The sequence below is a fragment of the Vibrio sp. D54 genome (assembly GCF_021728075.1).
GTDB classification, from domain to species: Bacteria; Pseudomonadota; Gammaproteobacteria; order Enterobacterales; family Vibrionaceae; genus Vibrio; species Vibrio alginolyticus.
In genome coordinates this window covers 440970-467049 of sequence record NZ_JAKKCS010000001.1, presented here as the reverse complement: position 1 = coordinate 467049, position 26080 = coordinate 440970, and the positions used below count along the sequence as shown (strand labels likewise).

Genomic DNA, 26080 nt, shown 5'->3' with positions numbered 1-26080 from the left:
CTACAACAAGCACAAAAAGAGGAGCAGTTACTCCTCTTTTGCCTAGCCTTTTGCTCACTTTCTTCGAGTTAGCCCATTTACCCTATTGCCAGTTTAGTACTCGCGTAACGCGCTTTTTTCTTTCTTGGACTGGCTAAGAAGTACGCTAATGTAAGAGGCCCTAATCGTCCCATAAACATCATGAAGATGATCACTAACTCACCTGGTTCGGACAAACTGCCCGTTAAGCCTCGCGATAACCCAACCGTACCCAGTGCCGAGACCGCTTCGAACATAATATCTAACATAGACGCTTTCTCTGTCAGTAACAGCGTGAATATGGCAAACCAAGTCACCCCCACCGAGATCAGAGTCAGCGCCAATGCCTTGCTGATGGTCTCTTTGGGAATCTCGCGTTGAAATGCATAGGTTGCTTCATCGCGACGCAAATAGCTGTAAGTTGCCAAGACCAATACCATAAATGTCACAACTTTAATGCCACTTGCCGTACTCAATGAACCACCGCCGATAAACATCAACACCAGAATGATCGCCGTTGTGGCATCTTCCAACTGATCGATAGCTAAAGTGTTGAACCCTGCCGTTCTTGGCGTCACCGCTTGAAACCACGATGCCCACCATTTCCCTGCTTCGTTCAACGGGGCAAGCGTGTTGGGGTTGTCATATTCAATCAGATAAATCGCGATAAGTGCCACCACGTTAATGATCATCGTGCCTAAGATCATCATTCGACTGTAAACGGTGAGTCGATGCCAACGGCGATTCCGTTTTAAGTCAATCCAAACCGAGAAGCCTAAACCACCAATAATGAACAAACTGGTAATGGTGAAGTTAACGACCGGGTCGTCCACGTAAGGCATTAAGCTATCGGCACTCAACGCAAAACCTGCATTGTTAAACGCACTGATGGTGTAGAAGAAACCATGGAACAAACTGGTTTCCCAGCCCAGCTCTTCACTCCAATAAACGCTCAAAATAGTGAAACCAATAAGTTCAACGAGCAGAGCGAACATCAATACAGATTTAGCAGTGGCAATGAGTGTCGATGAATCAGTCTGGTTGAACGCCTCTCTCGCGACGGCTCGCTCCAAAAAGCCAATTTTTCCGCCCAGAGCCAGCAAGGTCACGATAGCAAACGTCATCAAACCTAGGCCACCACATTGAATCAGGAAAGCAATAACCACTTGCCCAAAAGGCGTAAACGCCGTGCCCGTGTCTACCACAACTAATCCCGTCACCGTAATGGCCGATGTTGCTGTAAACAGGCTTTGAATCCAAGTGATGGGCTCTGTGGTGGCAATCGGCAGTTTGAGTAAGACCGTGCCGAGCATGATCAAGCACGCAAAGCTGAGGCTAAGTATTAATGGCGGTGCGCCCAGCAATTTTTTGCCCGCTTTGGGTTTTCGCTCGATTGGGATAATAGAGGGATGCCACAAAACCATGTTACACCAACCTTGGAGCGACGTATTTCAGCTCAGCGCGACTACCACAAAGCAACAGCGTGTCGAACTCATTAAGCACAAACTCATCATTGATATTGGTGTAGACGGCTTCTTCGCGCTTCACCAAGATCGGCTGAATGTTGTAACTGCCTCGGCTGATCAACTTAGAAAGCGGCGTATCGTGCAGATTGGATTTAACGTGGATTTCCACCACATACAAGCCATGCCCCATTTCCAAATAGTTGTTCACCATCGGATAGTTGAGTGCCTGTGCGACTCTTACGCCCATCTCCTCTTCCGGATGAATAATGCGTTGTACACCAAGCTTAGACACTATGGTGTGGTGTGCTTTGGTGCTCGCTTTGACCCAAATGGATTTCACACCCAGATTTTTCAGCGCCAGAGTACACAACAAACTGGCTTGCATGTCTTCGCCAATCGCCACCAACACCACATCACTGTTTGCTAACGCTAACTCTCTGAGTGCACCTTCGTCTGTTGCGTCACATATGACCGCTTGCGTTAACTCCTCGACGTATTTTTCGACGATTTTCGGGGCGCTATCCACCCCCGTTACGGTGTGTCCAAGATGAATAAGTTCTAAGCTGGCGGCAACGCCAAATCGCCCTAGACCAATTACTGTAAAGTGAGCCATATCAATACCTAACTGTGTTTTATGTATAGAAAATGCTAATGCGTTAAGGGCTAGACTGATTTTCCGTCACGGAAAATAGGCAACACGAATCCTGTTCGAGTGCCGATAACCAGCACTAAACCTTGGCATTAACGTTGATTAAATTTGGAATTTAGTGGTGCTTGGACGCCTCTAGCACTAAACGATAACCCAGCCCCGGCTCGGTTTTTAAAAGTCGCTGTTCGTCAGCACTATCGTTCAGTTTTTTGCGTAGTTGACTCACTAACACGCGTAAGTAGTGAGTATCTTCGACATGACTTTTTCCCCAAATCACCGCTAGCAAATGAGTTTGCTCAATGAGTTTTCCCGGCTTGAGAATCAACTGTTCAATGAAAGAAAATTCTTTCTTGGTGAGTGGAATTTCCCTCTGATCCAACCAAAATTGGTGGGTGCTTTTGATGATTTTGACTCGGCCAGCCACCAGCTCATCAGCGATGGATTTCTCATCCACCAAATCTCGAACCAGCACTTTGATGCGCGCGATGAGCTCTTTTACGCCAAAAGGCTTGCTCAAGTAATCATTCGCGCCCGCTTCTAAAAGGCGGATTTTTTCCTCTTCTTGATCGCGAGCCGTCAGCACTAGCACTGGCGTTTTATACGTCTGACGAAGCGTAGTGAGAAACTCCTTCCCATCGCCGTCGGGCAAGCCTAAATCTAGCAGAATGACGTGCGGCGAATGCGCTTCGAAACACGCTTTGGCTTCTGCAATGGTACTCGCGCCAATGTAATCAAACCCTTCAGCAGACAGCGAAATTCGAATAAAGGTATGAATGCGAGGCTCATCGTCCACGACTAAAACTTTGTAACTCACGCCTGCTCTGCTCCTGGATTGAGTGGAAGTCGAATGCGGATCAGCGTCCCTTCTGATACTGGCATAGATTGAATCTCTCCTTGGTGTGCGATGATGATGCCTTTGGCAACCGCGAGTCCCATTCCGGTGCCTGAATCGGCCGATTTGTTGTTCGCGTCGGAATAGAAAAGGCTGAATATTTTTTCCGCATCTTCAGCTTTGATGCCAATCCCCATGTCCCGAACATCAATCACGCACGACGAACCCTGCTTAGAAAGTGAAACCTCGACAGATTCATTCTCTGGTGAAAATCGCATGGCATTATCCAACACATTAAAAATCGCTTGCTCGATGAGCGAACGACTTACTGACAAATAATCAACGGAATCATCCATATTCATGGACACTTTCTCGGTGTAATTTGGCAAACGAGAAACCGCGTCCCGTACAATATTCGCAATAGGCTCATCTTTTTTGGTAATTTTTAATGTGCCGTGCTGGAGCTTAGTCGCCTGTAAGAGGTTCTCGATATATTGATGCAAGCGATGGCTTTCTGAAGTCGCACTGTCGAGCAATTCTTTGCGCTCTAAGCCATTGAGCTTGGGCATGTACTCGTTGAGTGTGGTCAGTGTTCCAATAATGGTTGCCAGCGGCGTGCGTAGGTCATGGGACACCGATAGCAGGATGCTGTTTTGCAGCTTGGTTTGTTTTAACTCTCCCTGCTGACGACGATAAAGATCCGCAAAGGTGCTGGTGATAAATGCCACCACCATAAACACGACTAAATTAAAAATGTCTTCCGGACGAAACATCTGCAAAGAGTAACGAGGCGTCGTGAAAAAGAAGTTGAAGCTCAACGCTTCGATCACCGCCGCCGCATAAGCGAATCGCGAGTTGCATTGAAACGCTACCACCACGACCGCTAACTGTAAAATCAGCAGGACGGCAGCCGTAGAGCCAAACAGTTGGTCTAACAGCCATGAGACCACAACCGCGCCAACAATCACGGTAGTAGAAAAGAGAAAGGTGTTATCTCGCCATTGAACAAACATAAAATACATCAACCAAAATTCGATGTAGAAAACTTTAGCAAAAGCCCATTCGGAGTTCGCGTAAAAAAAGCGTAAAAAATTCAATAACGACAGTGAGTTATAAACATAACCATCATTAAGTTGGCCTAACTCAATGAATAATCACAAGTTAACGTTGCCCATTAACGCCTACTTACTCGGTATAAACGACAGACACAAAAAAGAGGAGCATTTGCTCCTCTTTCGTGTAGCGTCATATTAGATGACTTGCAGTTGAGCATCATCTTGCTCAGACAAAAAACCGCCGGTTTGATGCTTCCACAACTGAGCGTAAACGCCACCCAATTGCAGCAGTTCGTGGTGTGAGCCTTGCTCAATGATTTTGCCGTCATCCATTACAATCAAACGATCCATCGCGGCAATCGTTGATAAACGGTGAGCAATCGCGATCACTGTTTTTCCTTCCATCAGAACTTCAAGGTTTTCTTGAATTGCCGACTCCACTTCTGAATCAAGTGCAGACGTTGCTTCATCCATGATCAAAATTGGCGCGTTTTTCAGCAGCACGCGAGCAATCGCCACACGTTGACGCTGACCACCAGACAGCTTCACACCGCGTTCACCCACTTCAACGTCATAGCCAACGTTACCTTGCTCGTCTCGTAGAGATTGAATGAAATCATGAGCATGTGCTTTCTCAGCAGCTGCGATAACGGCATCCATTGAAGCATCTGGATCACCGTAAAGAATGTTCTCTTTAATTGAACGATGCAGCAAAGAGGTGTCTTGCGTGATCATACCGATGTGTTGGCGAAGCGACTCTTGTTCGACTTGAGAAATGTCCTGTCCATCAATACAAATCTTACCGGTATTTACGTCGTAAAAACGCAGCAACAAGTTGACCAACGTGGATTTACCTGCCCCAGAACGACCGACAATGCCGACTTTTTCGCCCGGTTTGATAGTCAGGTTCAAGTTCTCAAATACCGCCTTCTCGTCACTGTAGTTAAAACCTACGTGATCAAAGCAGATCTCACCTTGGGAGATTTGCAAAGGCTTAGCATTTGGTACGTCTTTCACTTCAACATCGTTTGAAATCGTATTAATACCGTCTACTACTGTACCGATGTTTTCAAACAGTGCGCTAACTTCCCACATGATCCACTTCGACATACCTTGTACGCGCAATGCAATACTGATGGCAATCGCAATAGCACCAATTGTTACAGCGTGATCTAGCCATAGATAAACCGAAATGGCACTAATAGACATCAGCAGCAAATAGTTGATGGCATCCACACTAAACAGTAAACAAGTCACCATGCGCATTTGGCGGTAAACCGTCACCAAAAATTGCTTCATGCTGCTTTCTGCGTATTCCAACTCTCGTTGCGAGTGCGCGAATAGCTTTACGGTAGATATGTTGGTGTAAGAATCGACAATGCGCCCAGTCATTACAGAACGAGCATCCGCTTGCTCTGTCGCTACTTGTTTCATTTTAGGGATAAAGTAGAACTGGATAACCGCGTACATTCCTATCCAAATCACAATAGGTAGCATTAGCAAACCATCGGCTTCGCCCATCATCCAAAGCATCGAAAGAAAATAAACGCTGATATAAACCAGTACATCCACCAGCTTCATGACCGTTTCTCGTACCGCTAACGCACTTTGCATCACTTTGGTCGCAACTCGGCCTGCAAAGTCACGCTGGAAAAATCCAACCGCTTGTTTTAGCAAGTAACGGTGAATCAACCAACGGATAGACATCGGGTAGTTACCCAATAACGTTTGGTGCATCACCATTGAGTGGACAAAACCGAGAGCTGGCATCACAACCGCCACTAAGAACAGCATCATTAGCATGCGATCACCCTGGTCTTGCCAGAATGTTGCGCGATCTTGATTAGAGAGAATATCGACGAGCTCGCCCATATAACGCAACAGCGTCACCTCTGTAATGGCAATAAGCGCACTGAACACAGCCATAACGAGTAAAGGGGCTTCAAAGCCACGAGTGTAAAAACGACAAAAGCCAAATAGCGTCTTCGGTGGCTTTTCGGTTTCCATCTGGGGAAAGGGTTGGGTCAGTTTTTCAAACCAATTGAACATAACAATGACTTTAGGTACCGCGAATGAATTTGCGAACGTTTTACTATCTTTTGATACAAAAGTCAGTAAAATACCGAAACAAAAGCTCAAATGATAATAATTACAATTAAGCTTAGCGTTAATCATAATTATCGGGAATAGATTTATGCAAAAGAATAACTCACTGACCATCGCTATCCGCAACGCGTTGGTTTGTGCTTTAGCACCTACAGCAGTGGTTGCATTCACAGCACAAGCTCAAGAAGACGTCGTACAAGATGACGTGATTGCCATGGAGACCATAACGGTCACCGCGCAAGCACTTAAAGTAGAAACCCCTGCGGCAGAAACGCCGCGCAGCGTATCTATCATTTCTGAAGATGAACTTCGTGTTCGTGCACCGAAAAAGCTAGATGAAGCATTACGCTACACGTCTGGTGTAACCGCTCAGCCTTATGGCGCAGACAACGACACTGATTGGTTCAAAGTTCGTGGATTTGATGCAGCGACTTACCTAAACGGCAACCGTCTATTCCGCGATGGTTACTACACATGGTTGGTCGAGCCTTACGGCCTAGAAAGTGTAGAAGTGGTTAAAGGCCCATCGGCTATTCTGTTTGGTGAATCGGCACCAGGCGGTATCGTGAATGCGGTGCAGAAAAAACCAACGTTTACGCCTCAAGGCGAAGTAAAAGTCGAAGTTGGCAACAACCAACACCAATCCGTAGGTTTTGACATTGCTGACGAAGCAAACGACTCAGGCACTGTGCGCTATCGTTTGGTTGGCTTGATGACAAGCCAAGATGGTGAACTGGACGGCACAAATAACGAGCGTTTCTACCTAGCGCCAAGTGTCGAGTTCGACATTTCTGACCGTACAATGCTGACCGTTTTGGCAACTTACCTTCGTGATGACGGTGTACCAACTAACCCATTCTTCCCAGCAGCAGGTACTCTGATTGGTTCTAACTTTGGCAAAATCGATCCTTCGACTAACCTTGGTCAGCCAAACTACGATAAATACGAACGCACGCAGTTTTCTCTGGGTTACTTACTAGAGCACGACATCAATGACACGTGGTCACTCTCGCAAAACCTCAACTACGGTTCGAATGAGTTGTACTTGCGCAGCTCTTACGCGTTCTCAAACAACGATCCAGCGAAAGAAGAATTAACGCAAGGCATCGTATTCCGTGACGGAAAAAACCAGAGCATCACGTTCGATAACAATGCTGTCGGCAACTGGATGACAGACAACGCAGAGCACACAGTGCTTATCGGTATGGATCTGCAATTCCACAAAACCGATGGCGACGAGCAGGACAACTACGCATTTGGCACCATCAATCCGTGGAACCCAGTTTACGGCAACTTCACCCCTCTTGATCCTGCCAACAACGTGAAACGTGAGATTGAGAAATCTCAAGCAAGTCTCTATTCACAATACCAATTGAAACTGCATGAACAGTGGATTGGTAACATCGGTGCTCGTTACGACTGGGTGAAAACAGAAAACTCTGGCAAAGGCGCTACCGTTGATCAAAGTGAATCTCGTGATGATGGTCAGCTCTCTCTAAGTGCGGGTGTGATGTACCTTGCAAACAATGGCCTGTCACCTTACGCAAACTACTCTCAGTCGTTTGAAGTGATCAGCACTATTGATGCGGCAACCAATGAACTTTACAAACCGCTGGAAGGCGAGCAAGTAGAAGTGGGTGTGAAGTATGAGCCAAGCTTTATGGATGGCTTTATCAACCTTGCATGGTTCGACATCACGCAAAAGAACGCGTTGGTCACTAACCCATCAACATGGATTGCGACACAAACAGGTGAAGTGACATCTCAAGGTATTGAGCTTGAAAGCACGGCGCAGCTAACCGACGATCTAAAACTGATGGCAAGCTACACCTACACTAAAGCGAAAACAGATGAGAGCTTTGGCCAAGGTAAAAAACAAGCCGCACTTATTCCTGAGCACCAAGCTTCTGCATGGGTAGACTACAGCGCCTACAGCCTGATTCCAGGCCTCAATATCGGTACTGGTGTGCGCTACGTAGGTGAGTCAAAAGATAACCCTAAGAGCTCGAACCTAACGGTTCCTTCAGTCACTCTTTGGGATGCGTCAGTCACTTACGACATCACTTCACAGTGGCAAGCACAGCTAAACGTGAACAACATCCTAGATAAAGAGTTTGTTTCAGGTTGCGATTACTGGTGTTACTACGGCCAGTCTCGCTCTGTTATGCTAAACGCAAACTACCGCTGGTAATTGTACTTCTACTCCCCTCTATTGAGGGGAGTTTTCTCCTAAGAGCCATCCATGTTTCAACTGTCTAATATTGAGATCGTACGAGGTGGACGTCAGATCCTCGGCATCGAACAACTTAACATCCCAACAAATGAGCTAACGGTCGTTTTAGGCCATAACGGTTCAGGTAAGTCGACACTGGTGAACCTGCTTTCTGGTCAAATGCCACCAGATAAAGGCACGGTAACACTAAACGATACTTCCCTTTCATCACTCAAAACCAAAGAGTTGGCAAAACAGATCGCCTATTTGCCACAAAAGCTGCCCTCTTCGGCTGGTTTAACGGTAGAAGAGCTAGTGCGCTTAGGTCGCTTTCCGTGGCGTGGGGCACTTGGTCGTTGGAAAACCGAAGACAAACAGATCATCACGCAGGCTATGGAACGAACAGGAGTTACACCTTTTGCTCAAGCTTTGGCGGATGACTTATCGGGCGGCGAACGCCAACGTGCTTGGGTGTCTATGCTACTGGCTCAACAATCGCCAATTTTAATTCTCGATGAGCCAACCTCGGCGCTCGATGTTCACCATCAGTTTCAACTAATGGCGCTGCTGGCAGAACTGAATCGAACCGAAAATGTAGGCATTATCGTGATCCTGCACGATCTGAACTTAGCACTGCGCTACGCCACCCACATTGTTGCGCTCAAAAAAGGTAAAATTGCCTTCGAAGGCAACGCCGACATGTTGTTAGACGAGGCACGCCTTTCTAAACTATATGAGTCACCAATTAAGCTGATTGAGCACCCAAGCCCGGCTAACACATTAGCGAGCCAAAAGGTGGCTGTTGTATGCGCATAATAGCTCGTTTACTTACTGTGGTTACACAATCTGCTTTTCTCCTCGCATTTTTTATGACCAATGCACATGCAGTCATCACCGTTACCGATGAATATGGTGAGCATAGTTTTGAGCACGCGCCACAACGCGTTGTAGCCTTAAACTGGGACATCTTAGAACAAGTTTTGGCGCTAAACGTAGAACCAATCGCAGCCCCAAATTTACCAGGCTACCGCCAATGGGTCGTCAATCCAACTGCACCAGAGTCAATTGAAGATATTGGAACCCGAGCAGAGCCCAACTTAGAAAAAATAGCCAGTTTGAAACCAGATGTCATCCTTGCTGCGTCTCCACAGCAAGACTTGATTCCGTTACTCAAACAAATTGCTCCGGTAATCTATTTACCTAATTTTTCTGAAAATGAGGCCGCAGCTGAAACGGCCATTCGTCACTTTCGTACGCTCAGCAAGCTATTCAATAAAGAGGCACTTGCTGAACAGAAACTGGCAGAATTAGATGCTTCATTTGCGCAGATGCGCCAGCGAATTCGCCACTATTACTCTGCTCCACTCAGCGTTCTTGTGATGCGATTTTCAACCCCGAATACTGTATTACTTGCAACCGAAAACTCCACCACTGACTACGTGGTTAGAAAACTGGGATTACAGGCTCCAATTAAAGAGGACCCACGTGCGTGGGGAGTAAAGCAAGATCGAATCAATCGGCTTCAGAGCCTTCAAAACAGCTACGTTCTCTACGTACAACCTTTCCCAGAAGAACGAAAACTGAAAGAGTCGCCACTTTGGCAAGCGATGCCGTTTGTGAAAAAGCAGCGGGTAAATTCAGTCAGAGCAGTGTGGGCGTATGGCGGTGCCATGTCTTTGCAATACACCGCTGAAGCGATTACCGACAGTCTAATAGAGTTGGCACCAGAACAATGAGAACGAAACATTATATTGGTTATCTGGCGCTGATTACGTTACTTAGCGTCTTTAGCCTACAAATTGATACTAATTTATCACTTTTCGAACAATGGCAATTATTAACAAAACCAGAGGTAGCAACCGAGTTTCGTGACGTATTCTTTACGCAAGCGCAGCTTCCTAGGTTAAGTATGACCCTGCTTGTTGGTGCCATGCTTGGTCTCACCGGCAGCTTAATGCAGCAATTAACGCAGAATAACCTCACCTCGCCGTTGACTCTTGGCACCTCTTCTGGTGCTTGGCTTGCATTAGTCGTGGTAAACATTTGGTTCGTCGATTGGGTAGCCGATTACTCTGCATTAGCCGCAATGGTGGGGGCTTTAGTGGCGTTTGGCCTGATCGTATCAATTGCCGGTGTGCGTAATATGACAGGTTTGCCGTTGGTCGTTTCGGGGATGGTGATCAATATCTTGCTCGGTTCTATCGCCACAGCCATTATTATTTTAAACGCCCAGTTCGCACAGAATATTTTTATGTGGGGAGCCGGAGACCTTTCTCAATACAGCTGGGATTGGTTTGAGTGGTTATTGCCTCGCTGCGCTATCGCAATCGTAATTTTGATCGTCGCACCACGTATTCTGACCTTAATGAAACTAGGACAAGAAGGCGCAGCAGCCCGAGGCTTAGCGGTATTACCCGCGTTTGGTGCGTTAATGGTGATGGGTATTTGGCTGGTATCTGCCTCAATCACCGCAGTTGGCATTATCAGCTTCATCGGATTACTGACACCCAATATTGCCAGAGCGATGGGGGCAAGAACACCGCGCGACGAATTGATCAGCAGCATGCTTTTGGGCGCAATGCTACTAATCATCACAGACTCTGCCGCTATCTCGCTGAGCTTATGGTTAGAGGAAACCATTCCTAGCGGCGTAGCGGCTGCAGCTATTGGCGCTCCCGCTTTAATTTGGTTTACTCGTAAAAAGCTGACGGCAACCGATCAACTTAACCTTTCAATGAGCCAAGGAAAAACGGCGCTTTCTAAACGCGCGGTATGCAGCATTGCGCTATTCAGTCTGGTTGGGATTCTAGCTTACTCATTCGTTACCCATGGTATAAACGGAATTCAATGGTCTGTGCCAGGTGAGTTCCAATGGCAATTGCGTTGGCCGCGAATGTTAACCGCACTTTCTGTCGGTATTGCGCTATCCGTTGCCGGAATCATTTTGCAACGCATTGTTTATAACCCTCTGGCAAGTCCCGATATTCTCGGTGTGTCTTCCGGAGCCACGTTTGCCATTATAACGACAGGAGTCATCGCTGGGTCGCTTCTCTCCGCATTTAGCTGGGGTATCGCTTTTTTCGGAAGTATGTCCGTATTGATGTTATTGCTGATTATCGGTAAACGAAGCCATTTTAATCCATCTAACTTCGTGTTGTCCGGCATCGCACTAACGGCACTATTAGAAGCCCTCGTTCAATTTTCGCTAGCTCAAGGCTCAGGTGACAGTTACAAAATTTTATTGTGGCTAACTGGTTCTATTTATCGAGTCACAGCCGACACCGCACTGATGCTATGTTTGGCCATAATAGTTCTGCTTGCCGCTGTATTCTCGATTTCTCGTTGGCTAACACTAATTTCCATCGGGCGACAATTCTCAAATGCACGAGGGCTTAACCCTACCGTAGCCAATACGCTTATGCTCACCATCGTTGCTTTGTTATGCGCCTTTTCTACCGCTACAGTTGGTCCAATATCTTTTGTTGGCTTGGTCGCTCCCCATATGGCGATGATGTTAGGAGCAAGAAAAGTGAAAGAGCAACTGTGTGTCGGTGCCTTAATTGGCGCAACCCTAATGTTGTGGGCAGATTGGCTAGGACAAATCGCTATTTATCCAAGTCAGGTCGCAGCTGGCACGTTGGTCGCTATTATAGGCAGCACTTACTTCCTATTTTTAATGCTGAAGAGTAAATTCAGCTAAGTTGGGAATATTGTTACAGCCTAAAAATACGCTAAGAAAAACAAACCCCGCTATTTCGATAGCGGGGTTTGAAATGAAAGGCGAAGTACGATGCTCTATTCTTCTCGCACTACAGGAAAACGTTGCTCATAAAGTTCCATAAAGTCCTTACGAATTAAGTGCTCTAAGTGGTTCGCTTTATCGGTTGGGCAGAAAATCATCACGTGCAGAATTTGTTCACCATTAATGTTGCTAGAAATATGCATATGTGGCTCAGAACCAGGAAGGTCAACACCGGCATGTTTTTCAATCATCGCATTGTAACGATGTGCAACATCAGCAAAGTAACTGCAATGTTCTTCAATTTTATCAGTTAAAATCGGTAACAGTGGATACAAATTGACGAAGTCTTTCACCACTACAGAAAAGTTGTGGTAAACGTACCGCTTCATGAAGTTGAGGTTCTTTACTGGATAGGTAAAGAACATACTATTAGGCAATGTCGCTGTTTTGCCGGTGTAATGATATTGCCCATGATGCAGGTCGATCTCTTGAATCACCGTCGCCATCATATTGTGCTCAATCACTTCACCGCATAACTTCCCGACCTCAATCCAGTCCCCAACGCGAAAAGAACGTGAACTTGCTCTTTGAATCGAACCCGTAAAACACAAAATGATTTCTTTGGATGCCACTACAATGGCAACGGCAATCGCCGTTACACTCAGAGCAAACTCGTTAATTTCTGATTGCCATAAAATAAATAAAATCAGTAATGTAACAGCAAAGGTGCCATTTTTAGTTCTGGACATCCAACTACGCTGATCTTCTGAGAGAAAAGCGTGATCACCACGAATCATCGATAAAATTGCACGACGAATTAACCACATAATCGCAAAGATCAATGCGGTAAAAATCAATTTATGAGTGAGAAGAAAATCGACAACTAACTGCACTTTCTCCATTCCACGGCTCCCTCGAATAAAAATACGGCCCAGTAACAGCTAACGATAACAAATTATTTTGTCTGTTGTCCGTGCTCACTCAAGTCTTTTTGAAATTACTCCTCTCTGAAGGCGCGATTCATGCTTTCTGTAATTGGCTTTATTAGGTAGCTCAATGGCGTTCGTGGCTCAGATAAAATAAGCACTTCGGCATTCATACCTGAGGTTAAACGATGTTTTGTCACATCTTCCGGTGAAATTGCAATTCTAGCGAGATAAAAATCTTCTTGGTTTTCTTGCGAGAGCTTATCGGCAGAAATCGTCAGCACTGTACCGTCTAAAGGTGCCAACGTCCGTGCATTCAGAGCGGTCAGACGAACATGCGCTTGCTGGCCTGGATTCACTAAATCAATATCCTGAGGATTAACACGAGCCTCGACTAACAACTTATCGTCTTGCGGGACCAGTTCTAGTAACGTTTCACCCGACCCAATCACACCTTTTTCGGTAAACACTTGCATGTTGACTACGCGACCAGAAATAGGTGCGTTGATCGTTGTTCTTGCGACAATATCTTGAGCGGAGCGATATTCTTCCCGAATTGCGACAATTTCCGTTTTGGTATTTCGTAGTTCCTCGACAATCTCATTCAGCCTTTCAAGCTTCAACTCTTCAATTTGCGCTAGGTTCTCATCTAACCTTTTTCTAACGGTGAGCGATTGCCTGTCTAACTGGCTTAAGGTACTTCTCACCTCCGCTGCTAAGCGCTTGAGTTGAAGTAAAGTAGATTTTCCCGAGAAACCTTTTTGCACCAAGGCTTGGTTGCTGTCTATTTCTTCAGCAATAAAGTTGAGTCGTTCCGTCTCAATCACTTTGGTTTGCTGAAGGTTTTCAAGCTCTAAATTTGCTCCAGAAATACTCTGCTCAATGATACTCAGTTTACTATCAAAGAATCGCTTTCTCGCTTCAAAGATCTTGTTTTGAACCAGTTGTGCTTCTTGTACGATATCGACACGGGGAATGCTTTCAAGATCATCAGACCATACAATCGTTGGAAGCTCGTCAAGCTCCGCACTTAAACGGTTTTCCTTTGCTAGAGTATGGATAAAACGACCACTTAACGAGTCCAACTTAGCCATAGCTTGACGCTTAGAAAGTTGAATTAATAACTGACCTTTTTCGACTAAATCCCCCTCCTGTACATATAGCTTTTCAATAATACCGCCTTCTAAATGCTGAATTTCTTGTCGCTTAGTGAGAACTGACAAATCACCATAAGCAATCGCTGCACTTTCTAATTTGGCTGTTGCAGCCCAGTAGCCAAGACCTCCAAGAAAAACACTTAAGGTCACCACACCAAGTAAAATTGGTTTTCGAAAGCTTAGTCTCGCTTTGGGGCTAAAACGATATACGATCTCGGTAGAACTCTGATTAACGGTTGGCAGTTGATTGCTCATTTCTTACCCTTGGGATATCTGTTCTTTCTTCGCCCATCAAACGTTTTAATACTTCATCTTTAGCGCCGTATAACTTGACTCGGCCGTCAGCCAAATACAACAGCCTATCCATTTGTCGTAACGTACTCGGATTGTGGGCAATGACGATAATCGTTGTACTCTGTGCTTTTAAATGGGCAATCAAACGTTGATACGCAGCCTCTCCCTCACCATCGAGGTTGGCATTCGCTTCATCGAAAATCACAATAGATGGGTCGCCATAAACGGCTCTTGCAAGAGCGATTCTCTGCCTTTCCCCCCCAGATAAACCACGGCCATTTTCACCAATAATGCAATCATAGCCTTTGTTTTTCTTGAGTATTAATTCATGACATCCTGCTAGTTGCGCCGCCTTGATGACTTTAGCGGGGTCTTCTTCTTTAAAGCGCGCGATGTTCTCTCGAATTGTGCCAGGAAATAACTCCACCTCTTGAGCGAGATACCCAAAATGCACGCCGCGATCTTCAGATGCCCATACGGAGACTTCCATACCATCAAGAGTCACTTTACCCGCTAATGGCTTAACCGTACCTAATAGCAGCCGAGCTAACGTCGATTTACCCGTACCAGAAGGGCCAATCACCCCAACAGCAACACCAGGAGGAATCGATAAGCTGAGCGATGAGAGCACTGGTTCAGTTGCTCCAGGGTGGCGATAGGCCAGTCCGGAAAGCTCATAGTGTCCTTTTGGTTTAGGCAGTGGCATATCTGATTCATCTTGGCGCACGATCGCATCGATTTCTTTCAACCTTTTATAGGCGCCTTTAGCAGACATCGCGCTTCGCCACGTGCCTATCGCCTGCTCCATCGGCGATAATGCCCGACTCATTAATATGGAGCTCGCGATCATCGCCCCTGCCGTTATCTCATGTTGGATAACTAACCATGCACCACCTCCCAGTAAAAATATCTGTAATGAGCCACGCACAAACTTAGAAAAGTTAGCCATGTAGATAGACTTACCTGCAACTCGCTCTTCAAGCACATTCACTTCGCTCACGCGCGACTGCCACTTCTCTAAAAATGCATTCATCATCCCCATTGCGAGAATTGAATTGGAGTTTTGCGTGGCTAATTCTGCGTTGTTGATATGAGAAATCGCTCTGACTTCGCTCTCTTGCATTGTTTTACGCGTCATCAGCTCATTGAGTAGACCTAGGCTAAACAATACGATAGATCCAAGTAACGCGATGTGACCTAGTATCGGGTGCAATAAATACACAAATAAAATAAACAGCGGTGTCCAGGGCGCATCCAACAGTGGATAAGGTGCTTGACTGCTCAAAAAGCTTTTGATGTTCTGAATGTCTCTCAGAGTTTGCGAGGTATAACTCTTCCCGGTATGTGATTGATATTGAATCGTGCGCTTGAGCATGAAAGCGGAGAGTTTTGTGTCCATCCAATAACCAAAAGATTTACTCATTTGTGCTCGTGCAATGTCGATGATGGACATGGTTAACAGCGCGACAATTACGATGACAGTGAGCAAGAATAAAGTATCGGTTGAGTAGGAGGATATCACTCGGTTGTACACTTGAAGCATGTACAGCGGAATCGAGAGAACCAATAAGTTGATAAAAAGGCTAAAAACGATCAGCAAGCCCGCAAGCGTGCATAGTTTTTGTTTCACTTCTTTGAAAACCGTTTTTTGCACGACTACTTCCGTTTAACGTGAAAATTGTAGGCGCCAGAAATACTAGCGCCTAGCTTAAGGTAACCTCAAATCGCTCTAGAGTGTCCGATTAGTTCACCTCAGCATGGCAGAGCCACGCAAACTAATTCCCATCCAGAGTTATTTTCAGTCGTTTAGATTACGAACAGATCAGCACCATAGGTGTTGATGTCAGTTTCAGTCACGCCAATAAGTTTCACTGTTAGATCAGCCCCATCGGTAAACACTGCATTCCCAACTGCATCGTAGCTAAAGCTTAAATCACCAAAGTCTGTGACAGAGTCGCTAATGATGTGCAAAGAGTCTTCACCAATGGTGAAATCAACAACTTTGGCTTCGCCATGGCCACCAAACTTATCCGTGAACACAAACTTATCGCCATTGCTGCCGCCAACTAAAACGTTGTCACCAGAACCAGCAACAAGAATATCTTCACCGACACCACCATTTAATTTATTGTCGCCCAGCAAACCCAACAGCAAGTCATTACCGGTACCACCGCCGAGGTAGTCGTTTCCTGTACCAGCCCTAAGGATGTCATCTCCAGCACCACCAGTTAGGCGATCATCGCCGTCGCCGCCGATCACATAATCATTACCGCCACCGCCAACAAACGAGTCATTACCACCAAAACCGATAAACAAATCATCGCCGCCATCGAAATCAGCAAATTGGTTATTTACACCTGCATCGCCTAAATACGTGTCATTGTCACTTGCGCTCATTTTTATTCCCTCTTAGCTTATTAATTGAATAGACCTTCTGTTCCACGTCTGACTAGATTCGTCACGACATGAGAAGTCTAATAGTCAACTGAATAGGAATAAGTTTGAATATGGGATGATATTTCAGACTGACATTTTAATAATAAATATAAAATTTAGTACTTTATAGAGTATTTTCTTTTTATTACAGCAAGTTAATACTAGTACTACAGGTTTCTCTTAGCCCAACTTGTAGCTTGCGTACGGTTCTTTACTTCTAACTTTCTAAAAATATTGTATAGATGTGATTTAATAGTATGCTCGCTGATAAATAAAGAATCAGCGATTTCCATATTTGAACCACCTTCTTTCAACATTTTTAAAACCTGAACTTCACGCCGAGTAAGCTCAACCTCAATAGCAGGTTCGATAATGCTATTTACTTCTCTGCCTCGATAATAATTTACTAGCTGATCAAGTAATCTTCGAGACAGCCAATTATCCCCTTTTATTATTGCTTTTAATCCCTGACAAACCTTGTCCATTGAATCTCCTGGACCAAATATACCTTTTACATGAGGCCAAGAAGCGAGTTCTTCTGTGTCTAAGTCATAACCTAGATTAAGCATTATAGTTCCTAGCACTTTATTACTATCTTTTAAATAAACTAAAGTTTCGGAAGGAATCTCAACTGAAAAATCAACAAGCAAAAAGTAGCGTTCCGGAATGAGTTCATGATAACTAGGGTTTTTAGTATCAATGATCGTTATTTTAGTTTCTGTATTTTTAGAAAGCATTTCCTTAAAGTTTTCACTCTGTAAACTTTGTTGAGTGAGCATTAGGATTTCAGGCTTTTCCATATACTGTTCCATAATGTTTCTCATACTTTCAGTGACTTAACATTCTTAAATTAGTAGTTAATCGTCAGCACTTAGTTTGATATGTAAGTGCTAGTTCACAGAGTAAAGTTATTTGCTACTTTTTTAAATTCTAAAGTTATTAAAAAGAGAACCAAAAAAAGTGTTTCTCATAAAAGAAACACTTTTAACACATTCAGGTCACAGAAATTATTAAGAGTTTACTAAATTAGGCAACCTAATATTGCAATAGCATTACACCGTTAACGAGTTGTCTGAAATATTTTCCTTTGCCCAAATAAGTGCTTGAACTCTATTTTTCACATCAATCTTCTTGAAAATATTATGTAAATGCGTTTTTACCGTATTCTCGCTGACAAATAATTGTTCGGCGATTTGTTGATTGGACGCCCCCATGGAAAGAAAGGTAATTATTTGTTGCTCTCGTTTGGTCAGAATAGCGGAAACATTCTTATTTATAGGTTTGCAATGTCGACGAAGGTAAGTAATGTACTGCTGAGAAAACTTACGGCTGAACCACATATCTCCTTGAAGCACCTTACCAATACCAACTTGCAACGTTTTTATATCATCAGAGGTATAGAAAATACCGGCCAAAGTACGCCAAGCAAAGAGATCTTCTGTCGATATGGATTGCTCACAATTAATTAAGATTTCAAGCGTGTCTTTCTGCTTGGCCGCTTTAAACTCCGCATAACGGCGAAAAATTTCATCCGTGATCACGCTGCAATCAACAATAATGGCTGATGCAAGAGATTCATGTAACACTCCGTGAATCAGATTATCTGGCGTGATTAGAGCAACACTAATACCGAGTTTGGTCTCCAATACATCTTTCAACAGAGATGACTGTAGACTTCCCTCCGTGATTAAAATAACGTTTCTTTTTTTTTGCTGCTCCATCCTGATCGCATTCCCTTGGTCGTTTTTATTGAAATACGCAATAGATTTAGATAGAGCGGTAGTATTGTCAAGTATGAAAATCACTAGTACTAATTAATAACTCATTGAAGTGTCAATAATTTTTAAGTGGCAAGTATGTGAGAGGTATTAGCATTTTTCAGACATTAAAAAAGGGAGTATAAACTCCCTTTTTGTGTTTGAGCAGGTGATTTAATCACGCACGTTAGAGGCAAAACACCACCTAACTTAGTGGATTGGAACTGCGTTTTTTTGGTTAAACTTACCAAAGTGTTGTTCTAACACTTCTGGCGTCAGCTTACCTTCCGCTTCCAGCTTTTTCAGCTCAGCGACGATCGCTTTTTGCTCTTCTAGCGACGGCAGTTTTACTTCTGGCTCCTGAGCGGTTTCTTGAGAAATTTGCTCTAGTTCTTTTTCGAAGTCATTCATAGTACTTACCTAAAATTAATGATTGAACTTTTAAACTTCGCCTATTCTATCCAACTCTATAACTTGAAGCTACCAACCATCTTGTCTAAACGAGAAGAGAGCGCTTGAAGATCGCGACTTGCATCCGCCAACTCTTCTGCTGTCGCGGTTGTCATTTCATTTATCGCGTTGATTTCTTCGATATTTTGATTAATGGTATGCACCACCGTGGATTGCTCTTCCGTCGCCGTTGCAACTTGTGTATTACGATCAGAGATGTCGGTGATTCGTTCAGAAATACTGATTAATACCTCGACTGCTTCATCGGTAGAAGTAACCCCTTCTATGGTGACCGCTTTGCCCGCTTCCATAGCACTTACCGCGTCTTGTGCGTCACTTTGAAGCTGATTGATCATGCGCTGAATCTCTTCTGTAGAATCAGCCGTGCGTGAAGCTAGGTTTCTTACCTCATCAGCAACAACCGCAAAACCACGTCCCTGCTCACCAGCACGAGCAGCCTCAATTGCAGCGTTTAGCGCAAGTAAATTCGTTTGCTCAGAGATGTCACGAATTACACCCAGAATCGAGCCAATATCTTTGGTTGTCGATGCCAACTGCGTAACAACAATATTGGTTGTTTCAACATCATCGGCTAGGCGGCTGATCACCTCTTTTGCTTTCATCACAACTTCTCGACCAGTTTGAGTGTTATCTGAAGCCTGATTTGCCGTATCAGCAGCGGTAGCAGCGTTCGATGCAATTTCACTGATGGTCGCACCCATTTGGTTGATAGCTGCAACTACTTGAATGGTTTGATCACGCTGCTCTTGGCTGTTGTCGTGTGTGGATGTTGCTTTCGTTGACACACTTTCTGCCGCTTGACTTAATGAGCCACTGGTTAGAGCAACCTCTTTCATCGTGGCATGAATCTTCTCAATAAATCCATTAAAGCCTTTTGAAAGCTGAGCAATTTCATCATTACCCTTAATTTCAATACGCTGCGCCAAATCGCCTTCACCTTGCCCAAGGTCGGTAAAACGATCGGCAATCAGTCGGATTGGTTTCGTAATGCTGTTTGCCAACCATACGCCCATGAGGATGAATACAACGGCAACAATGATGGTCGTAAACAGCATTTTTTTAGCTGTCGCATTCAGGTCTGCGAATACTTCATCAACGGGAACCACGCCAATAACAAACCAGTTCATTGAAGGAACATACAAACTAGAAACAAAAGTATCCTGCCCTTCAAACTCCACATTAATTAGGTTGAAGCTATTTTTGTTCAACAGCGCACTTGCGTCACTACCAAATAGTTTAGTGATAGAAGTTTGGTTCTTACCTTGTTGGCGGTGTATTTGAATCTGGCCTTGTTCATTAGTGAGGAACACGTAACCCGTATCTTCAATTTTAAACCCATTGAGCAAAGCAACCATGTCTCCCATAGATTTAGAGAGACCTGACATTGATGTACCATTAAGATCTTGGAAATTGGCAAACATTTTCACTTCGCCATTTGCCTCTTGGAACACACTCACGGACGTTTCTTGACCAGACGACGTAAATCCAAAGAACCAAGCATCTTGCGTTCGGTTAAGTTGACGTAAGAATCCGTTTTGATTCCAGTAATATGCCGTTTGACGATTCGCTACCGACGCATCATTAAGACCATACTGTGATTTAACGTTATTGAGCTGCTGAACCAACTGAACTTCTACTGACGGATCACGGTCTGTATTAGATAGGGCTTCAACAATAAATTCGTTTGTAGCCAGCTGTTTTGCCGCTTGTTGCATTTCGACAACTTCGCGGTCAATTTCGGTATTGATTTGCTGCAACATCGCAGGTAGCTCGATGTCAATAAGGCGATGGCTCAATACATCTCTCGCATGACGCTGAGCCATAACACCAACAATGATTGTTGATGCTAGAACAGCAAACGTAATGCCAAGTACAACCTTCTGTTTGATGCTCAAGGAATGAAGTTTCAACATATTCGGACCTTTTAAAAGAATCACTTGTTATTGGCCCCGCAAGGGGAATCAGGTGCATATCTCATGACACGCACACCACGGAATCTTTATCGGCTCATATGTACAAAACTAGAGGCATTTCTCATTATATTATGAAAAATAAATGTAACACACTGTCAAATAAGCACTTTCAGAGATAGCACGTACTTGCAATTCTCTGTAGCGTCCCAATATTGAAAAGATAAATTGCAATAGAGCGTTGGAACTTTTTTCACATGGAAAATGACCAATACTCAACACGAAAATCATATGGATACCGAGAGTCCAAAGCATGCATAAATCTAACTTCGAAACTCTTCAGCAATACTTAGAGTCGCAGATCATCGGACAGCAAGATCTGGTAAAGCAACTGCTTGTTGCGCTTCTTGCGGATGGGCATATTTTAGTTGAAGGCCCTCCTGGGTTAGCAAAAACCCGTGCAGTAAAATCACTCTCAGACTGTGTTGAAGGCGACTTCCACCGCATTCAGTTCACCCCTGACTTGCTGCCAGCCGATTTAACCGGAACCGATATCTTCCGTCCCGAAACCGGAGAATTCACTTTCCAATCAGGTCCTATCTTCAACTCGCTTATTCTTGCGGATGAGATAAACCGTGCACCAGCCAAAGTACAAGCGGCAATGCTTGAAGCAATGGCAGAGAAACAAGTCACAGCTGGTCGTCATACCTACCCGCTGCCAGAGTTGTTTTTGGTTATGGCAACTCAAAACCCGATAGAGCAAGAAGGGACCTACCCCCTTCCTGAAGCGCAGCTAGACCGCTTTTTATTGCATTTAGAAGTGGAATACCCAGATGCGGAGCATGAGCTATCTATCTTGCGTATTAACCGCGGAGAAGCAAAAGGCGAAGCAAAGGTTGAACGCCCAATGTTAAGCCAACAAGATATATTCACCGCACGTAAAGAGGTGTTGGATATTCATATGGCGGAAACGATAGAGCAGTACATCGTCCGTTTAGTTATGGCGACACGTCAAGCCAACAAATATGACACTGAGTTGGACAAGTGGTTGTCAATGGGTGTGAGTCCGCGTGCCACCATCGCTCTTGATCGCTGTGCACGTGCGCACGCTTGGCTTGCTGGTCGTGATTTTGTCTCTCCGGAAGATGTTCAAACCATGGCTTATCCGGTACTGCGCCACCGTTTATTATTGAGTTACCACGCTCAAGCGGAAGGCATTACGGCAAACCAGGTCATCGATAAACTGCTAAACCTTGTTGGCAGTGCATAAACGAGTGAGTGATATGTCCGCTACACATTCATTACCACCTCATGCGAATGGGGTGACATTAACCCTTGAAGAGCTGCTCCAATATCGCACTCAATCTGTACGTTGGTTACCACCAGCACAGAGTCTCTGGTCGCAGATGAGTGGTAACCATACCAGTCGCCAAAAAGGGCGAGGTATGGATTTTATGGAGGTGCGCCAATATCAACCTGGCGACGATATTCGCAGCATTGATTGGCGAGTCACCGCTAGGACCGGTAAAGCACATACGAAGTTGTTTGCAGAAGATAAAGAGCAAGCGGTCATTCTTTATCTTGATCTAAGTTCTAGTCTACATTTTGGATCTAAGTATGTACTCAAATCCGTTCAATTGGCCCACTTTGCCAGTGTTCTAATTTGGCTAACTCTAGCTAAAAAGGATCGCATCGGCGCAGTGATTGATGACGGACATCAATGTCTTGAATTTCGCCCCTCTTCTTTACAAAGACAAGGGCTGCGGATTCTTAACGCCATAGTCGACATACATAATGCGCAAGTAACTCGTACTGCAAGCAACGACACTCGTACACTGCCGTATGCACAAGTATTGGAGACACTTCATACGCTCACCCCAAAAGGCAGCGAATTTATTATGCTCAGTGATTTTGCCCACGTAACACCAACGGAACTGGCACAACTACGTCGACTCAAACAACACAATAGCGTAAGGGCCGTTCAGTTTTATGATCCGTTAGAAAGAGGCGAAACAGACTTTAGAGGTCAAGTGAAAGCTTCGGATGGGCTGCATAGTCAATGGTTTAACTTTGGCTCTAAAGGACAACGAAGAGAACTCGAAAGCCACTTTACCCAACATCAAGAAACCATTAAGCAGCAGTGCCATTCGATAGCAATTCCATTTAACACGCTATCAAGTGGCTGGCCCTTAATTTCACAATTAAGCTAACAAACTGACAAGCAGTATTTATTAAGCAGTAATAATAATGACAACAAACAACCAAAGCCTAGACCTTGAACCTTTGATTTTGCCAAACGCACCGGATTGGTTTCCGCTCGCTTGGGGATGGTGGGTGGTGCTTGCAGCAACCTTGCTGTTCGTTTTCGGCATTTGTCTTTATGTGAGATGGCGTAAAAAACACTTACGCGCAAAAAAGACAGCATTAACACTTTTAACTCAACCTACCGCGCCTCATACCCCCTCTTCTGCTCTGGAAATATTGCGCCAGGCAGCATTGAGTTACTTTCCGCGTGAAGAGATCGCACCATTAACTGGAATCGCTTGGTATAAATTTCTCGATAGCCATACCAAAGAGACTCGATTCGTAGACAAACAACATCAGTGGCAAGAAGCGTTGTATCAGAATTCCTCCCAAGGGCAGCATCAAAGCTTGGTAGACGATTGTGTCTTTTGGATAACCTACGCTTTGCCACCAAAGAAAAAGGCAAATAACCGTGACTGAGCAAACACTCATAGCCGATCTTGCCCAATGGCTAAACATTGAATTTGTCTGGTGGTGGGCACTGTTTTTGTTGCCCATCCCCTGGCTGGTATACAAGTTCCTGCCACAAGAATCTCAACAAGCCGAGATCAAATTGGCGTACTTACCAACTAATGAGAATCGCAGCAAGCCTAAGCAAGCGCTGCAAAAAGCGCTTTCAATCGCGATCTGGGGCCTTCTTGTCGTCGCTTGTGCGCGTCCAGTTTGGTTTGGCGATCCCGTTGAATTCCAACCCAAATATCGGGACTTGATGTTAGTCGTCGATCTGTCCGGTTCGATGCAGCAGGAAGACATGGAACTCAACGGCGAATATATCGATCGCCTCACAGCAGTCAAACAAGTTCTGTCTGATTTCGTAGCAAAGAGAAAAGGTGACCGTCTCGGAGTTGTTTTGTTTGGCGACCATGCTTATTTGCAAACACCACTCACTGCAGACCGCAAAAGCGTCATGCAACAGATTAATCAAACCGTCATCGGCTTGGTTGGTCAACGAACCGCCATTGGTGATGGTATTGGTTTAGGCACAAAAACCTTTGTAGACAGTGATGCTCCGCAACGAGTCATGATTTTGCTTAGTGACGGCAGCAATACTGCAGGGGTTCTCGAGCCGCTAGAAGCAGCGGAAATTGCGAAAAAATACAACGCCACTATTTACACCGTGGGCGTGGGCGCTGGTGAAATGATGGTGAAGGAGTTTTTCATGACTCGCAAAGTCAACACCGCAGCCGATTTAGATGAACAAACACTGACTAAAGTGGCAGAGGTGACAGGTGGACAATATTTTCGAGCGCGAGATACAGAAGAGCTCGAAAATATTTATGACACCATCAACCAGCTAGAACCCGTATCTAGCGACACACAAACTTGGCGCCCACAGTCTGAATGGTTTCCATATCCATTAAGCGCTGCATTTGTATTATCGGTATTGTTATTCCTGTTAAGGAGAAAACATGGCTGAGTTTATTTTCCTCAATCCTTATTGGCTTTTGGGGCTCATCGTGATCCCTATCGCACTCTTGCTTAATCACAAATTTAGAGCCCAAAAATCCACACTGATTGCCCCTCACCTAGCGCGGATGCTCGGACAAAACACGCAGTCTAAGCATTACTTCACTCTATGGGGTTTAGCTTGGGCAATAACTTGCATTTCATTAGCGGGGCCAAGCTGGCAGTCCAATGCTCGACCAAGCTTTGAGTTAAACCAAAACCGTATCTTGGTGCTTGATATGTCTCGCTCTATGTTTGCTACAGACATCAAACCCAATCGGCTAGCACAAACACGTTATAAGGCGCTCGATTTGCTGCCTAAATGGAAAGAGGGAGCCACTGGACTTATTGCTTACGCTGGCGATGCCTATAACTTAAGTCCACTGACAACTGATTCCAGCACGCTTGCTGGCATTATCGAAAATTTGTCACCAGAGCTGATGCCTTTTCAAGGAGCAAACCTGCCTGCCGCGATTGAACTGGCGATCAATCAGTTTTCTCAAGCCGGCACGCAACAAGGCGATATCATCGTGTTAGCGGATGATCTTGATACGTCAGAGCTGTCTCGCGCGTTAGATTTAGTCCAAGGTACAAAGTTTCGCATTTCTGTTCTTGCCGTCGGGACTCCTAACGGTGCGCCTATCGCGCTGCCCGATGGCTCTCTGCTAAAAACTGCACAAGGCACTACCGTCGTAGCGAAAACAAATCTGAAAAATCTACAAACGCTAGCGAATAAGACTGGTGGCCTATTTGTTCCTATTCAGCACACCAACCGTGATGTTGAAAACATCGCGGCCTTTACCAATAACATTGGTAGCCAGCTTTCTGCGACCCAAAGCGAAGAAGTTAAAACTGATTCTCGTCTCAACAGTGGCTTTTGGTTACTGCCGTTGTTACTTCTTCCTGCGGGTTTACTGTTTCGACGCGGCCTGATTTGGATGGTAGTTGCGACTGTAGTCCCAGTAACGTGGACACCGCATGCAGAAGCTAATCCGTTCTTAAATGCCGACCAACAAGGAGCGGAACTATACAAGCAAGGTGAGTATGAACAGGCGCAAAACCTATTTACAAACCCAAGCTGGAAAGGAGCCGCCAGTTATCAAAAAGGTGACTACGAAGCCGCTATCGAAGCATTTTCTCATGATGCCTCCCTTAACGGCCGCTATAACCTCGCCAACTCGCTCGCTCAAAATGGTCAATTAGAAGATGCGGCTGATTTGTATAAAAAACTGCTAGAGGAAAAGCCTAACTTTGAAGCCGCGAAGAAAAACCTATCGGTTGTAGAAGAAAAGCTAAAAC

22 protein-coding genes are annotated in these 26080 nt (G+C 44.9%); 9 read left to right on the top strand and 13 right to left on the bottom strand.

Translation table 11 applies throughout. From position 1 onward, the window contains the following. Positions 1 to 77 precede the first annotated feature (77 nt). The 5 genes from L3V37_RS02075 to L3V37_RS02055 form a co-directional block, all read right to left on the bottom strand. On the bottom strand, positions 78 to 1442 hold the full coding sequence (locus L3V37_RS02075) for a TrkH family potassium uptake protein (protein ID WP_237305740.1): 1365 nt from the start codon (positions 1440 to 1442) through the stop codon (positions 78 to 80). Position 1443: 1 nt separating this feature from the next. After that, positions 1444 to 2097: a TrkA family potassium uptake protein gene (locus tag L3V37_RS02070; protein ID WP_017447289.1), complete on the bottom strand. Its 654-nt coding sequence runs from the start codon at positions 2095 to 2097 to the stop codon at positions 1444 to 1446. A gap of 151 nt (positions 2098 to 2248) precedes the next feature. Continuing rightward, the gene (locus L3V37_RS02065) at positions 2249 to 2947 is read right to left on the bottom strand and encodes a response regulator transcription factor (protein WP_025768538.1); all 699 of its coding nucleotides are present in this window, start codon (positions 2945 to 2947) and stop codon (positions 2249 to 2251) included. After that, entirely contained in the window at positions 2944 to 3978 is a 1035-nt protein-coding gene (locus L3V37_RS02060) for an ATP-binding protein (RefSeq protein WP_237305739.1), read from the bottom strand. The genes L3V37_RS02065 and L3V37_RS02060 overlap by 4 nt, the downstream gene beginning before the upstream one ends. Before the next feature lie 237 nt (positions 3979 to 4215). Then, complete coding sequence (locus tag L3V37_RS02055) at positions 4216 to 6069, bottom strand: ABC transporter ATP-binding protein (protein WP_237305738.1); 1854 nt, start codon at positions 6067 to 6069, stop codon at positions 4216 to 4218. A 145-nt stretch (positions 6070 to 6214) separates the two neighbouring features. Between L3V37_RS02055 and L3V37_RS02050 the strand changes: the two genes are divergently transcribed. From L3V37_RS02050 to fhuB, 4 genes are read left to right on the top strand one after another with little or no spacing between them, the layout of a single operon-like run. Then, positions 6215 to 8317, top strand: coding sequence for a TonB-dependent siderophore receptor (locus L3V37_RS02050; protein WP_237305737.1), 2103 nt, complete (start codon positions 6215 to 6217; stop codon positions 8315 to 8317). 51 nt (positions 8318 to 8368) lie between these two features. Continuing rightward, a complete protein-coding gene (locus L3V37_RS02045; RefSeq protein WP_005383893.1) occupies positions 8369 to 9154 on the top strand; it encodes an ABC transporter ATP-binding protein in 786 nt (261 codons plus the stop codon). Further along, a complete protein-coding gene (locus tag L3V37_RS02040) occupies positions 9145 to 10074 on the top strand; it encodes an iron-siderophore ABC transporter substrate-binding protein (RefSeq protein ID WP_154203993.1) in 930 nt (309 codons plus the stop codon). The genes L3V37_RS02045 and L3V37_RS02040 overlap by 10 nt, the downstream gene beginning before the upstream one ends. Next, on the top strand, positions 10071 to 12038 hold the full coding sequence (gene fhuB, locus L3V37_RS02035; protein WP_047103935.1) for a Fe(3+)-hydroxamate ABC transporter permease FhuB: 1968 nt from the start codon (positions 10071 to 10073) through the stop codon (positions 12036 to 12038). The genes L3V37_RS02040 and fhuB overlap by 4 nt, the downstream gene beginning before the upstream one ends. Positions 12039 to 12133: 95 nt before the next feature. Here the strand turns inward: fhuB and L3V37_RS02030 are convergent, their stop codons facing one another. The 8 genes from L3V37_RS02030 to L3V37_RS01995 all read right to left on the bottom strand — a co-directional run bounded on the left by L3V37_RS02030 (position 12134) and on the right by L3V37_RS01995 (position 21034). Beyond that, positions 12134 to 12982, bottom strand: a complete 849-nt coding sequence (locus tag L3V37_RS02030) for a mechanosensitive ion channel family protein (RefSeq protein WP_005375171.1) — start codon at positions 12980 to 12982, stop codon at positions 12134 to 12136. A gap of 95 nt (positions 12983 to 13077) precedes the next feature. Beyond that, the gene (locus L3V37_RS02025; protein WP_005383906.1) at positions 13078 to 14418 is read right to left on the bottom strand and encodes an HlyD family type I secretion periplasmic adaptor subunit; all 1341 of its coding nucleotides are present in this window, start codon (positions 14416 to 14418) and stop codon (positions 13078 to 13080) included. Further along, on the bottom strand, positions 14393 to 16111 hold the full coding sequence (locus L3V37_RS02020) for a type I secretion system permease/ATPase (protein WP_237305736.1): 1719 nt from the start codon (positions 16109 to 16111) through the stop codon (positions 14393 to 14395). Before L3V37_RS02020 ends, L3V37_RS02025 begins: the two co-directional genes overlap by 26 nt. Before the next feature lie 152 nt (positions 16112 to 16263). Beyond that, positions 16264 to 16854, bottom strand: coding sequence for a calcium-binding protein (locus L3V37_RS02015; RefSeq protein WP_005375168.1), 591 nt, complete (start codon positions 16852 to 16854; stop codon positions 16264 to 16266). 206 nt (positions 16855 to 17060) lie between these two features. Then, positions 17061 to 17717, bottom strand: coding sequence for a LuxR C-terminal-related transcriptional regulator (locus L3V37_RS02010; RefSeq protein WP_031777174.1), 657 nt, complete (start codon positions 17715 to 17717; stop codon positions 17061 to 17063). 228 nt (positions 17718 to 17945) lie between these two features. Beyond that, on the bottom strand, positions 17946 to 18614 hold the full coding sequence (locus L3V37_RS02005) for a LuxR C-terminal-related transcriptional regulator (protein ID WP_021707603.1): 669 nt from the start codon (positions 18612 to 18614) through the stop codon (positions 17946 to 17948). A 246-nt stretch (positions 18615 to 18860) separates the two neighbouring features. Beyond that, positions 18861 to 19061, bottom strand: coding sequence for a restriction endonuclease subunit S (locus tag L3V37_RS02000; protein WP_005375165.1), 201 nt, complete (start codon positions 19059 to 19061; stop codon positions 18861 to 18863). A 56-nt stretch (positions 19062 to 19117) separates the two neighbouring features. Then, positions 19118 to 21034: a methyl-accepting chemotaxis protein gene (locus L3V37_RS01995; RefSeq protein ID WP_017821859.1), complete on the bottom strand. Its 1917-nt coding sequence runs from the start codon at positions 21032 to 21034 to the stop codon at positions 19118 to 19120. Positions 21035 to 21344: 310 nt separating this feature from the next. Between L3V37_RS01995 and L3V37_RS01990 the strand changes: the two genes are divergently transcribed. The 5 genes from L3V37_RS01990 to L3V37_RS01970 all read left to right on the top strand — a co-directional run. Continuing rightward, positions 21345 to 22301: a MoxR family ATPase gene (locus L3V37_RS01990; protein ID WP_017635415.1), complete on the top strand. Its 957-nt coding sequence runs from the start codon at positions 21345 to 21347 to the stop codon at positions 22299 to 22301. A 13-nt stretch (positions 22302 to 22314) separates the two neighbouring features. Further along, positions 22315 to 23241, top strand: a complete 927-nt coding sequence (locus L3V37_RS01985; protein ID WP_237305735.1) for a DUF58 domain-containing protein — start codon at positions 22315 to 22317, stop codon at positions 23239 to 23241. Positions 23242 to 23278: 37 nt separating this feature from the next. After that, positions 23279 to 23755, top strand: coding sequence for a DUF4381 domain-containing protein (locus L3V37_RS01980; protein WP_237305734.1), 477 nt, complete (start codon positions 23279 to 23281; stop codon positions 23753 to 23755). Continuing rightward, entirely contained in the window at positions 23748 to 24752 is a 1005-nt protein-coding gene (locus tag L3V37_RS01975) for a VWA domain-containing protein (RefSeq protein WP_237305733.1), read from the top strand. The genes L3V37_RS01980 and L3V37_RS01975 overlap by 8 nt, the downstream gene beginning before the upstream one ends. Further along, on the top strand, positions 24745 to 26080 hold a 1336-nt coding region (locus L3V37_RS01970; protein ID WP_237305732.1), incomplete at its 3' end, for a VWA domain-containing protein. The genes L3V37_RS01975 and L3V37_RS01970, both read left to right, overlap by 8 nt.

Excerpts from the sequence above, each read along its gene's own strand:
- L3V37_RS01985 (WP_237305735.1), top strand. The coding sequence starts at position 22,315 with ATGTCCGCTACACATTCATTACCACCTCATGCGAATGGGGTGACATTA.
- L3V37_RS01980 (WP_237305734.1), top strand. The coding sequence starts at position 23,279 with ATGACAACAAACAACCAAAGCCTAGACCTTGAACCTTTGATTTTGCCA.
- L3V37_RS02030 (WP_005375171.1), bottom strand. The coding sequence starts at position 12,982 with ATGGAGAAAGTGCAGTTAGTTGTCGATTTTCTTCTCACTCATAAATTG.
- L3V37_RS02015 (WP_005375168.1), bottom strand. The coding sequence starts at position 16,854 with ATGAGCGCAAGTGACAATGACACGTATTTAGGCGATGCAGGTGTAAAT.
- L3V37_RS02050 (WP_237305737.1), top strand. The coding sequence starts at position 6,215 with ATGCAAAAGAATAACTCACTGACCATCGCTATCCGCAACGCGTTGGTT.
- L3V37_RS02000 (WP_005375165.1), bottom strand. The coding sequence starts at position 19,061 with ATGAATGACTTCGAAAAAGAACTAGAGCAAATTTCTCAAGAAACCGCT.
- L3V37_RS02045 (WP_005383893.1), top strand. The coding sequence starts at position 8,369 with ATGTTTCAACTGTCTAATATTGAGATCGTACGAGGTGGACGTCAGATC.
- L3V37_RS02060 (WP_237305739.1), bottom strand. The coding sequence starts at position 3,978 with ATGTTTGTTCAATGGCGAGATAACACCTTTCTCTTTTCTACTACCGTG.
- L3V37_RS01995 (WP_017821859.1), bottom strand. The coding sequence starts at position 21,034 with ATGTTGAAACTTCATTCCTTGAGCATCAAACAGAAGGTTGTACTTGGC.
- L3V37_RS02055 (WP_237305738.1), bottom strand. The coding sequence starts at position 6,069 with ATGTTCAATTGGTTTGAAAAACTGACCCAACCCTTTCCCCAGATGGAA.
- L3V37_RS02010 (WP_031777174.1), bottom strand. The coding sequence starts at position 17,717 with ATGAGAAACATTATGGAACAGTATATGGAAAAGCCTGAAATCCTAATG.
- L3V37_RS01990 (WP_017635415.1), top strand. The coding sequence starts at position 21,345 with ATGCATAAATCTAACTTCGAAACTCTTCAGCAATACTTAGAGTCGCAG.
- L3V37_RS02025 (WP_005383906.1), bottom strand. The coding sequence starts at position 14,418 with ATGAGCAATCAACTGCCAACCGTTAATCAGAGTTCTACCGAGATCGTA.
- L3V37_RS02040 (WP_154203993.1), top strand. The coding sequence starts at position 9,145 with ATGCGCATAATAGCTCGTTTACTTACTGTGGTTACACAATCTGCTTTT.
- fhuB (WP_047103935.1), top strand. The coding sequence starts at position 10,071 with ATGAGAACGAAACATTATATTGGTTATCTGGCGCTGATTACGTTACTT.
- L3V37_RS02005 (WP_021707603.1), bottom strand. The coding sequence starts at position 18,614 with ATGGAGCAGCAAAAAAAAAGAAACGTTATTTTAATCACGGAGGGAAGT.
- L3V37_RS02070 (WP_017447289.1), bottom strand. The coding sequence starts at position 2,097 with ATGGCTCACTTTACAGTAATTGGTCTAGGGCGATTTGGCGTTGCCGCC.
- L3V37_RS02075 (WP_237305740.1), bottom strand. The coding sequence starts at position 1,442 with ATGGTTTTGTGGCATCCCTCTATTATCCCAATCGAGCGAAAACCCAAA.